This is a genomic window from Desulfamplus magnetovallimortis, assembly GCF_900170035.1.
Taxonomy (GTDB): Bacteria; Desulfobacterota; Desulfobacteria; order Desulfobacterales; family Desulfobacteraceae; genus Desulfamplus; species Desulfamplus magnetovallimortis.
In genome coordinates this window covers 147569-159840 of the sequence record NZ_LT828546.1, presented here as the reverse complement: position 1 = coordinate 159840, position 12272 = coordinate 147569, and the positions used below count along the sequence as shown (strand labels likewise).

Genomic DNA, 12272 nt, shown 5'->3' with positions numbered 1-12272 from the left:
GGTGTCGTTTTTGAGGATAACACTGAGCTTAACAGAGCACCAACTGATATATCAATGAGTCAAAGCAGGGGCTTGATTCCAATTTCGGCCCCACATTCCTTATCAATTTGAGGATAGCGATGGAGACAATAAAAAAAATACCCTATGGAGCTGGAGACTTTGAGTCTGTTCAATTGGAAAATGATTACTATGTGGACAAGACAACCTATATCCCCCAGCTTGAGATGAATAGATTTATTTTTCTCATCCGTCCAAGGCGTTTTGGAAAAACCCTTTTTCTCTCCATGCTTCACACCTATTATGACATCAAAAAAAGAGATAACTTTGAAAAATTCTTTCACAACACATGGATTTTAAATAACCCGACTCCAGAGCGTGGACAGTATATGATCCTTTACTTTAACTTTTCAGTTATTACAAAGGATAAGGCGAATGTTCAAAACGACTTTAACCACTATTGCGCCGATACCATAGACCATTTTGTATATACATATAAAGATTTTTTACCGCCCATTTTAACGGAACAGGTGTCAAAAAAGCACACTGCCCATGAAAAACTGCACCATCTTTCAAGGGGCTTAAAAGAGAGTGACACCAAAATATACCTTCTGATTGATGAGTATGACAACTTTGCAAACTCCCTGCTGTCAGAATATGGCCCGTCTGAATACAAAAAACTGACCCGCACGACCGGTTATTTCAAACAGTTTTTCACCAATCTTAAAGATATGGCATCTGGCAGTGCATCGGGACTTGCAAGGATGTTTATTACCGGGGTTTCACCGGTGACAATGGATGATGTTACAAGTGGTTTTAATATTGGCAACAATATCTCACTTGATGACGCATTCAATGAACTCCTTGGGTTTACTAAAAAGGATGTCATTGCTATTATTGATTATTACGCTTCATGTGGTATTTTTAACCTTGACAGGGAAAACATCCTGGAGATCATGGAAAAATGGTATGGCAACTATCAGTTTTCCAAAAATTCAAATGAAAAAATGTTTAATACAGATGCGGTTCTCTATTTCATAAACAAGTCCTTTAATAACAATAGCTTGATTGATGATCTCATTGATGACAACCTTCGAATGGATTACGGCAAATTAAGGCATCTCATTGTACTTGACAGATCATTAAGCGATCAGGGTAAAACCTTTGATGAACTGAATAAATCAGTGAAGCCCCCCTTAAACAGAAGGGAAAGCACATTGAACGGCAACTTCAGCAGGCTAAAGGAGATAATGGAGAACAGATCCATCGTCTCAACAATACAGAAGAGTTTTCCCTACGAAAGACTTATTGATTCAGGCAATTTTATATCGTTACTCTACTTTTTCGGCCTTTTGACATTCAAGGGCGACTACTCCCAGGGTGACCCTGTTTTAACCATCCCCAATGAAACCATCCAAACCTTGATCTATGAATATATCAAGGCATCCTATGAAGATGTGGATATTTTTGCCGTTGATCTCTACACCCTGCGTAAAAAATTCAGAGGGATGGCCTATGAAGGCAATTTCAAGCCTGTCTTTGAATTTCTTGCCTTTGAGATCAACCGTCAGACAAAAATAAGGGATTATATAGAGGGCGAAAAGGTTATACAGGGCTTCTTCATGGCATATTTCGGGCTGTTTGACTTCTACCTCTCCCTTTCTGAGGAGGAGCTGAACAAAGGATTCGCAGATATTGTCCTGAAACCATTTTATCTGAAATACCCTGATATTGGATATGCGTATCTTTTTGAATTTAAATATATCCCCAGGACAAATGATAAAAAAGAGCTTGCTGCCAAATTAAAGCAAAAAGTAGAGCACAGTAGAAAACAACTTTTAAAATATGCAGGTGATGAAAACCTTGAAAAGATGATGCACACAGGCAAGTATGGTCGTGTTAACCTTAAAAAGGGCATTGTGGTTTTCCATGGGTGGGAGATGGTGCATATCAGTGATGGATGAAAGACGTTTATATAACGGCCATTACCGGTTGAGAATTTGCCCCCCCCGATCCTGAAAACATGACATGTTTTCAGGATAAACAGGCATGGCAGGCGAGACGCCTGCGCTTCCGGGAATGAAATTCGTAGTATGCTTCCTAAGTAACGTTAAATAGAATCAGAAACATACTTTATTATAAGGATAATGTTCATGATAAAACAAATTTTAATAATAGCAATTGCCTTGCTGACACTCGCAAGCGTGGCTCATGCTACTAACTACGCCCTAAACTTTGATGGGACAGATGACTATGTGGATTGTAGCTCTATAAATCTCAGTGGATCGACGCTTACTCTGGAATGTTGGATAAATCCTGATGACTTTGATACCCCCGTTGAAGGATGTATTAATCTAATTGGAACAGAAAGTTCTGGCAATTCTGCATTTTTACGTCTTGGAGATGGAGGTGCCAATATGCAAAAAGTGCAGTTTGTGCTTGAAATTAGTGGCCAGAAAAAGCTCTGGAGCAGTACAGATTTGTCTGAAGGTACCTGGTATCATATTGCAGGTGTTTATGATTCAAGCACCGGAATGAAGATTTATATAAATGGGGTGCTTGATACCAATAACACACAAACTGGCGACTTTGATTCGAACAGTACTTTTTTGATTGGAAATGCAACAAATTTAAATAGAGGTTATGATGGACAAATGGACGAAGTCCGTGTTTGGAATATAGCCCGCACAGAAGCAGAGATCAAAGCCAATATGCATAAAGAGCTCACGGGCAGCGAAACCGGATTAATTACTTATTACAAAATGAGCGATGGCAGCGGAACAACTATAACTGACAACAGCGGCAACAGCAACACAGGAACAATTACCAACGGTGCAACTTGGAAAGCATCAGCGTCATTTGCAGGACCAAGAAAGGCTTTGGATTTTGATGGAACAGATGATTATGTAACGATTGCAGATAATAACTCATTAGACTTAACAACTAATTACACAATTGAAGCATGGATAAAACCACGAGCCTTTAACTTTCATGGAGGTATTGTAGGCAAATGGCATACCTCTTCACTACCACCACCTTATGGATATACTTTACGTTTATCTGGTGATATTTCGTATAGCGGAATCAATTTTGATGGCATGGAGACCGAAGATGGAACTCTTACTGCCAATCAATGGCAACATATTGCAGCGGTTAATAATGGCGTAACAAGAAAAGTATATTTAAACGGAGTAGAGCAGACATTAAGTCCCTCAACGCCTTATACTGTTGAAGCAAACAGCGATCCAGTAATTATTGGAAAGGATTATTTGTCTGAAGCAGGAACTCGTTATTTTGATGGCGAAATTGATGAAGTGCGTATCTGGAATGTTGCCCGAACGCCCGAACAAATCCGCGAAAACATGATGAACACACTGAATGTTAGCAGTGAATTAAATTTAGTTGCCTATTATCGTATGGATCAATCTGACGGGACAACGCTTTATGATATGACCGTAAATGCCAATAACGGCACTCTTACCAATATGGATAATACAGATTGGGTAGATTCAACTGCGTTTAACACCTGGATTGGCTCTGAAAGTTCTGATTGGTCAACTGCTGGCAATTGGAGCAAAAATTCAGCTCCAGCATCAACAGACAATGTAGGGCTTTACAAGTTAAGTTCTCTTGCCAATGAAGCTACTATTTCAGGCACTCCAACTGTAAACAGTCTCTACTTTTCAAGCGGAGCAGCTCCAACTTTAAGTTCTGGTTTTGCTGTTAATGGGAATCTCTTGCTTGGTAAAGATATTAGTATGAGTAGTAATACATTTACACTTGGAAGCTCTGCAAATCTTGTTGAAGGCAGCTACAGGCTTTTTGGTGCAGGAAATATCACAACCACAAGAGATTTAAACAACATCACCGCTGAAAATGTAGCTGGTCTTGGTGCTGTTCTAACCACAAGTGCAAACTTGGGAAGCACAACCATAACAAGAGCACACACAGCCCAAACCATCAGCGGTAATCCAAGCATTTTAAGATACTACGATATTACTCCGACAACCAACACAGGATTAAATGCCACTCTTGTTTTTAATTATAATGATTCAGAACTCAATGGATTGACAGAAGCAGATTTAAAATTGTGGAAATCAACAGACGGTGGAACTAATTGGATCGTCTCAGGCGGAACTATCGACACTGCCAACAACACTATAACAGTAACAGGTCAAGATGGTTTTTCAAGATGGCGTGCGGCTGTCCCAAATCCTGCTACCTACAACACCACAATCAGCACATCAGCCAGCAGCAACGGCTCATGGTCATCAGACGGTGGGACTGATACTTGGACTCCATACGCCACTGGTGCAACCGTCTCCGTTTCAGAGATACAAAACAAACTTAACGCTGATACATCAGTTGTAATAACTACTGGAAGCGGTGCAGGAGAAGATGGAGATGTTACAATAAGCAGTGCAATAAGCAAAACAGCGGGAGGGGAAGCAACACTGACAATCAAAGCTGCAAGAAGTATTATTTTAAATAGCAACCAATCGATTGCATCCTCTAACGGAACCCTTAATACAATTTTGTGGGCAGACAGCGATAACAATGAGGAAGGATCAATATTTCTGGATACCAACGCCACGATCAACAGCAACGACGGAAACATTACCTTAGGAGGAGGTTCCGATCCAATAAGTGATGCGGCTATGGGCAAAAACACAACCAGCCTTGATGGTGACCCATTGACTGTCGGAGTTTACCTCCAGACAGGTTCTCAAATCAATGCCGGTGGAGGCAATATCAGTGTACGGGGTAAAGGCGGTACAAGTACTAACAAAACCGGTAACAACAGGGGGATTACCCTAAAAGGAACCATTCAGTCAAGCGGTAACGGAACTATCACAATATATGGCGAGGGTGGTGCTACTGACGGAGCGTGGGGTATTGCTACTTCTGGATCAACCATTGAGGCTGAATCTGGTGCTATAAATATAACAGGCATAGGCGGCACTGCGAACACTCACGGTATTGGGACATTCTCAGGTATAATTCAGTCATCCAGCGGCTTGATTACCCTTACGGGAGACGGTAATGGAACAGGTAGTGATCTCAGACTTGGTGGCGCAAATGTAAAAGTGGGTAAAGGTTTGCTCGGCTCTTCAAGCAGTAATATTACCCTGATAGCTGATAGTTTGAGTATGGATGATAGTACAACAGCCGCACGAATAGAAAGTACGGGAAATCTCGAGATTCACCCCAGAACAGCAAGTGCAACTATTGGTATATCTGGTGCTACCGGGACACTTGGTTTGCCGGGTTATTATTTCTCAGGAACAAACGCAAATTTTGTTGACGGATTTTCCAGCATTACCATCGGCAGATCTTCTCAGACCGGCGATATATCCATTGCCGCCACCACAGTAAATGATCCTCTGGTACTCTCCACACAGGGCAGTGTGACCCAGTCCGGTGCCATCACTGGAGGACAAAATTTAAGCCTCCAGGGTACGGGTGGACAATATGACCTTACAAACACCGGTAATGTCGTCTCCAACTTGACCGCCGATACCGGAACCGTGAATTTTGTCAATTCAGGAGCATTAACATTGGCAACTGTCAGTGCCACCGGCCCTGTTGATATTGCGACACAAAGTGGCAATCTGACCTTGACCGGAGCTATTTTAACTGCGAACACCTCTACAAATGCCGTTAAACTCAATGCCGGAAGGAGTGAAAACATAGGCACGACAACAGGTGGGGATATTATTGTCATCGGCGGTTCGGTTGCTGCTGGAAGTGGAGGCACCTCAAAACTTTACACAGGCAGCGTAAGTGGAAGCACAGGCATTACCGGCCTTCCCAACTATAGCAGTTCCCTTGTCCATTACAACAGTGATGAGACATCTTCTCTAACTTTTGGTGCAGGTTTATATGTTGTGTATCGTGAAACAAAAACCCACAATGTTACAACATATGCTGAACTTGCTGACGCAGTAACCAACTCATCTTCCGGCGATACCATTAGCATTACCGCTGATATTACAGTCACTTCAACGATAAGTTGCACCAAAAATTTAGTTTTTGACGGCAATGGCAACACCCTTTCAGTTCCCACTCCCGGCCTTACAGATTCTGGTGATGTAAATGATTCTCCATCAACTTTTGGAGTTTTTTCAATAAGCGGTGCAGGTGTTTATGCAGAAATAAAAAACATGACTATAAAAGGTGGCCATGCCTCTGGAGGAGGCATAAATGTTGGCACAGGTGCCACATTGAGAGTTGAAAACTGTCTGATAAACAATGGTAGTGGTAACGTTAAAGGTGGTGCTATTAATAATTCTGGTACAACATATGTATATGATTGTGGAATTATGCGAAATATAGCTCAATATGGCGGCGGTTTTGTTAATAATTCTGGTGCAACCATGTTTATTGAAAATTGTTTTATTTCTCAAAACCGTGCTTTTTCAGCAACAGGTGGAGGTGGAGCAGGGGAAAATCAAGGAACACTTTATATTAATAATTCTACAATTTATAATAATAACGGCAAAGAGATCGGTGGTGGAATAAATAATTATCAGGGAACTCTCTGGGTAACTAACAGCACATTTGCAGGTAATGTTGCCTATGGTAATTACAATGGTGGAGCTATAGGAGTTAATGGCGGTACAGCAACTGTTATTAACTCTCTTTTTGCGTATAACTATAGAAAAAGTGCCGGCACAGTTGATAATCCATCTGGTTTTTCTTTGGATGATGTAACAAAATATAATTCTAACGGAACAATCAACTCCTATTATAATGTTTTCCATGGAGCCATAACAGGGCACGATGTTAGTTCACACAATATCACCTATGGTGGTTTAGCAGATGGCTCTGACAATTATTTATTTTCTGGAGGAATTTATGATTTTATAATCAACAATGACAATCTTCAAATAGGTACAGCTAAAGTTTTCCAGCCCTTTTTTGTTGAAGTCAATAGCGTTGCAAATACAGCCAATAGAGCTGTAACTCTCAAAACCGGTAGTGCCTTGCTTAGTAATAACTATAGTGGTACTGATTATGAGGGTACTGATACAGGTTATGACAGCTCCAACAGTGCTTCGGTTATTATAGGTTACTATAATAAAGATACAAGTTCTTGGGTTGATCTTCAAGGTACAGGAGCAAGCAGCCATGTCGTTACAACAGATCAATTTGGAGATGATCGTACAACCTTTAATGTTCGTGGTGCTGTTGCAGAGGCAATAGATAGTTTTTATATGCTCAAAGTTAATGCTGTTGCCAATGGTTCTGTGTCTGGTGGAAGTCCATTTGGAGAACTATATGCCTCTGGAAGTAATATTACTATAACTGCCACTCCAGATAGTGGCTACGAGTTTACAAGATGGGAAGATGACTTAGGTACCCCACTTTCAACAGATAATCCTTACACTTTAACTGTAACTTCTACATTGGCTGTAGTGCCAATATTTTCAACTGCTGCACCTTCTGTAGAAAAATCGGCTCTAATGTTTGATGGTACAGATGATTATGTAGAATTTGGAACCAATTCTCCGCCATATTCAGACACAATAACAATCGAAGCATGGATTAAAACAACTTCAACTTCATTGGTGAATAATATTGTATGTTGGGGATATACCCATACTACATATACTGATAATGTTCAATTTCGTACGTGTGGAGGTAAACTTGAATTTGGGATTGACCCATACGGTGTAGGATGGGTTGCAACTATAAGTAATACCTCTGTCAACAGCGGCAATTGGACACATGTAGCTGTGGTTAAGAATGGAACCAGTGTAAAACTTTATATTAACGGGCAAGAAGACGTGAGTGGTTACAACGACAGAACCCCCTCAGTTGACAGAATGTTGATAGGAAAATATTACTTTGATGAAAATTACTTTGAAGGAAGCATTGATGAAGTCCGAATCTGGAATATTGCAAGAACTGAAACCCAGATATCAGACAACATGTACAGCGAACTTACAGGCAGCGAATCCGGCCTTGTTGCCTACTATAAAATAAATGAAGGCTCTGCTACTTCACTGGGTGACTCAACTACAAATTCATATACTGGAACTTTAGCCACTTCCCCAAATAATCCAACATGGATAGAAGGCAGTTCATATGGCTTGTCCTTTGATGGCACCGGGGATTATGTGGATTGCGGAAATGATTCAAGCCTTCAGTTAAGCGGTAACATAACCGTGGAAGCATGGATTAAATTAAGTGTTCTTGGACAATATCAATATTTGGTATCAAAATATTATCATGGTGCTGCAAACGGTGGATATGAACTTTTGATTACTAATACCAACGTGCCATGGTTTATAATTGGTAATAATGATAGTTCCTGGAATGCAGCAGCCTCAACTGAAGCCCTTGAAGCTAACAGATGGTATCACTTAGCAGCTACCTACGACGGTTCGACTATCAAGATATATGTTGACGGAGTGCTTAAAGCTTCACAAAGCCAAACCGGAATAGTTGATTCAGGCACAAGTTTAACCATTGGAAGCCGTGCTGGTAGTGGCTTTTTTTCAGGGGCTATGGATGAAGTACGGGTGTGGAGTGTTGTACGCAGCCAAAATGAGATCCAAGATTACATGGAACGCACCCTTGCTGGTAATGAAACAGGTCTTGTTGCCTACTACAAAATGAATACAGGTTCAGGGACAACATTGACCAACAACTCCATCAATACATCTGGTCTAAATAATGGAACTCTGCTGGATAACACAACCTGGATTGAAACTTACCTGTTTTTACCGTCACAGCCTCAAAATTCGGTAGTCACTGGAACAGCAAGGTACTGGTCAGGTGGTGGGGATGTAGATCCTGCAACAATAAGTGTTAACTTTAATGATACCGCCACCCTTACAATTACACCAGGTACAGGATCAAGCATTTCAACAATTACAGGTTGCGGGGGTACCCCCATAACCGGCCCCATAGCAGTTGCCACGACTTACACCACCGGCAACATAACAGAAGATTGCACCGTAACTGCAACATTTACCCTGAACAGCTACACAGTAACAGGGACGGCTGATACAGGAGGCACCATAAGCCCCGGCAGCAGAACCCTTAATTATAATGACACAACAACCTTCACCATAATACCTGACTGGGGCTACCAGTTTAACAATTTCACCGGCGGCTGTCCTGCCGGAACATGGTCTGGCAATACTTATACTACTGGAGCGATCACGGCAGACTGCACACTTAATGCTACCTTTACCCCAAAAACCTACAAAGTAACCTCTCTTGCCACTGCAAACGGAACGATTTCCCCGGCAGGCGATCAATACATAAGCCATGGCGGTTCTGCAACTTTCACAGTGACACCGGATTCAGGATATATGATTAACTACGTGCTTGGATGCAATGGAACACTTGCCGGAACCACATATACCACTGGAGCCATTACCGGGCCGTGCAAAGTGATGGCATTTTTTAAATCACAATAAGATAAAAACAGGTAAACAGGCATGATTGCGTATCAATCATCCCCAAGTATGAAAAAGATAGTCATTTTCACGGTAGAAACCATGAGAACATTTTTTTCATACGGCCCTGTGGATTGCAGGCATCATTGTGAAGATGAAGATGTTCTTTTAAAGTTGTCCGGGGAGGATCAAATAGATGATATTCTGCTTAATGTCGTTGCCATAGGGTGGATTAATCAGGCTTGATTCTGTTTTCGGCTATTTTTGCAGGGCAGGCCTATGTGTCTGCCTTTTTTTCAAAGTAATCATACTGACTCAAAATCTACACCTATGATCTTGTAAGCCTTATAAACTCAAAGTCGACACCTATGATCTTGTAAGCCTTGTCAACACTGTCTGAATCAGGATTCCCAAGATTAACAGGATAAGGCAGGATTATCTATCCTGAGCATCCTATCCATCCTGGTTATCCTGGTTCAGACAACTGCAATAACTTCTGAAAAAGCAATAAGATGTCGATTTTGAGTATAAAAACTGTCTTAATCTGGATTATCAGGATAAGGCAGGTTTATCTATCCTGAACATCCTATCCATCCTGCTTATCCTGATTCAGACAAATTCAATTATTTCTGAAAAAACACTAAGATGTCGATTGTGAGGATATATTGATGAATGGATATACATGATAAAAAATGAACAGGTAAGGGATGATTTTAAGTCCAAAAATATTGATAAAGCAAAAGAGAAGCTGTCCTTTATCCATATGAGTAAAGATTCAATGAACATAGATTAAGGTAAGGTATATGCTAAGACAAAATGATATTATAGAATTTCTACAAAATAACCGACATGATATAGCTCTAAAATTCAATTTATCAAAGATCGGTTTGTTCGGCTCCTTTGCCAGAAATGAACAAAATGAAGAGAGCGATATTGACATTTTGGTGGAATTTAAGCCTGAAACGAACGATATTTACAATAAAAAGAGTAATTTAAAAGCCCTTTTAACTAAAGAATTTCACCGTGAAGTGGCTTTGTGTCGTGAAAAATATATCAAGTCTTATGCCATGGGGGTTATTCAAAATGAGGTGATTTATGTATGATAAGGATATATTGAATTTGAAATCCGCATTAAACGCCTTGAATAAAATTATCAATTATTTTTCCGGGTATGACAATGCAGATGGATTTTATCATAATCAGCGGGATTTCAATGCATCCATGATGAACTTCATTGTGATTGGAGAAATGGTTTCAAGATTATCAGACGGAACTGTGGATAAATATAAAAATGTCGATTGGTATAAAATTCGTGGTTTCAGAAACATCATTGCACATAACTATTTTGGAATAGATGCTGAAGAGGTTTGGGATATTATTCAGAACCATTTGCCGGAATTACAGATCGAATTGCAGAAAATGATCACATCAAAAGAATGTGTATCTGAGGAGAGCTCTGAGCTGGACAGGTGGCGATGATAGGTAGGATTAACTACGTGCTTGGATGCAATGGAACACTTGCCGGAACCACATATACCACTGGAGCCGTTACCGGGCCTTGCAAAGTGATGGCATTTTTTAAATCAGAATAAGATAAAAACAGGTAAAAACCATGAAAACATTTTTTTCAAAACAATAATACTGACCTTTTCCAGGGCAATCACACAGTATTGCCCCCACAGTGCTTTACCGAAATTACAAAAACAAACTAAAGAGGATATTGATATGACAGATTTTTCAGACCACAATCGTGTAATAAGGTTTGACTGGGCAATAAAAAGCCTCTTACGGGATAAAGCCAATTTTGATGTTCTTGAAGGATTCCTTTGTGCTCTGCTTGAAGATGAAAACATAAAAATTTTAAATCTTCTTGAGAGTGAAGGTAACCAGAAACAGGAGGACGATAAATTCAACCGCGTGGATTTAATGGTTGAGGACAGCAATAAACGCAAAATAATTATTGAAATTCAAAACACCCGTGAAAGGGACTATTTAGAGCGGCTCCTCTTTGGCACATCAAAGGTTATTGTTGAAAATTTAAGGCTTGGTGAAGATTTTAAAAATATCAGCAAGGTAATCTCCATAAGTATCCTCTATTTTAACTTTGGCACCGGAGATGACTATCTTTATAAGGGCACAACTCAATTTATAGGCATGAACACAGGCAATCCATTGAAGATAAAAGAGAAGGTTGAGGTAATGGATGGGTTGGAATCAAAGTATAAGTTTGTGGATAAAGATATATTTCCTGAGTACTATTTTATTCAGATTTATAAATTTCAGGATATCATCAAAAGATATATTGATGAATGGATATACATGATAAAAAATGAACAGGTAAGGGATGATTTTAAGTCCAAAAATATTGATAAAGCAAAAGATAAGCTATCCTATATCCATATGAGTAAATCTGAAAAAGCGGATTATGAACGTTATGTAGTAAATCTTGTCCGTGAAAGAGATATGATCACAACAGCAAAAATGGATGGTATTGAAGAGGGTGAAAAGATAGGGATTGAAAAGGGTTTGAAAACCGTTGCAAGCCAAATGCTTAAAAAAGGTGAATCCATTGATAAAATTTCTGAATTTACAGGCTTGGCAATTGAAGAGATAAAAAAGCTGAATTGATTACAGATAGACAATTTATCTTAAAAGCAACTTTTTTCTAAAAATATATCAGAAATACATACAATATTAAACCCATTACCGGGGTAGGATCAAATAGATGATATTCTGCTTAATGTCGTTGCCATAGCATGGGAATAATTACAAAATAATCTAAAGAGGATATTGATATGACAGATTTTTCAGACCACAATCGGGTAATAAGGTTTGACTGGGCAATAAAGAGCCTTTTGCGTG

Annotated in this window: 6 protein-coding genes; all 6 read left to right on the top strand. The window is 39.8% G+C overall.

Annotated elements, in window-relative coordinates; genetic code table 11:
• Positions 1-119 precede the first annotated feature (119 nt).
• The 6 genes from MTBBW1_RS13625 (at position 120) to MTBBW1_RS13600 (ending at position 12038) form a co-directional block, all read left to right on the top strand.
• A complete protein-coding gene (locus tag MTBBW1_RS13625; protein WP_080804321.1) occupies positions 120-1961 on the top strand; it encodes an AAA family ATPase in 1842 nt (613 codons plus the stop codon).
• Between the two features lie 189 nt (positions 1962-2150).
• Complete coding sequence (locus MTBBW1_RS13620; protein WP_186441290.1) at positions 2151-9431, top strand: LamG-like jellyroll fold domain-containing protein; 7281 nt, start codon at positions 2151-2153, stop codon at positions 9429-9431.
• Positions 9432-9512: 81 nt separating this feature from the next.
• Entirely contained in the window at positions 9513-9656 is a 144-nt protein-coding gene (locus MTBBW1_RS28390; RefSeq protein ID WP_186441288.1) for a hypothetical protein, read from the top strand.
• A 557-nt stretch (positions 9657-10213) separates the two neighbouring features.
• Positions 10214-10513: a nucleotidyltransferase family protein gene (locus MTBBW1_RS13610; RefSeq protein WP_080804318.1), complete on the top strand. Its 300-nt coding sequence runs from the start codon at positions 10214-10216 to the stop codon at positions 10511-10513.
• 16 nt (positions 10514-10529) lie between these two features.
• Positions 10530-10889, top strand: a complete 360-nt coding sequence (locus MTBBW1_RS13605; protein WP_186441286.1) for a HepT-like ribonuclease domain-containing protein — start codon at positions 10530-10532, stop codon at positions 10887-10889.
• A 246-nt stretch (positions 10890-11135) separates the two neighbouring features.
• Positions 11136-12038 (top strand): PD-(D/E)XK nuclease family transposase, encoded by a 903-nt coding sequence (locus MTBBW1_RS13600; RefSeq protein ID WP_080804316.1) that lies wholly within the window; start codon positions 11136-11138, stop codon positions 12036-12038.
• Positions 12039-12272: the final 234 nt, after the last annotated feature.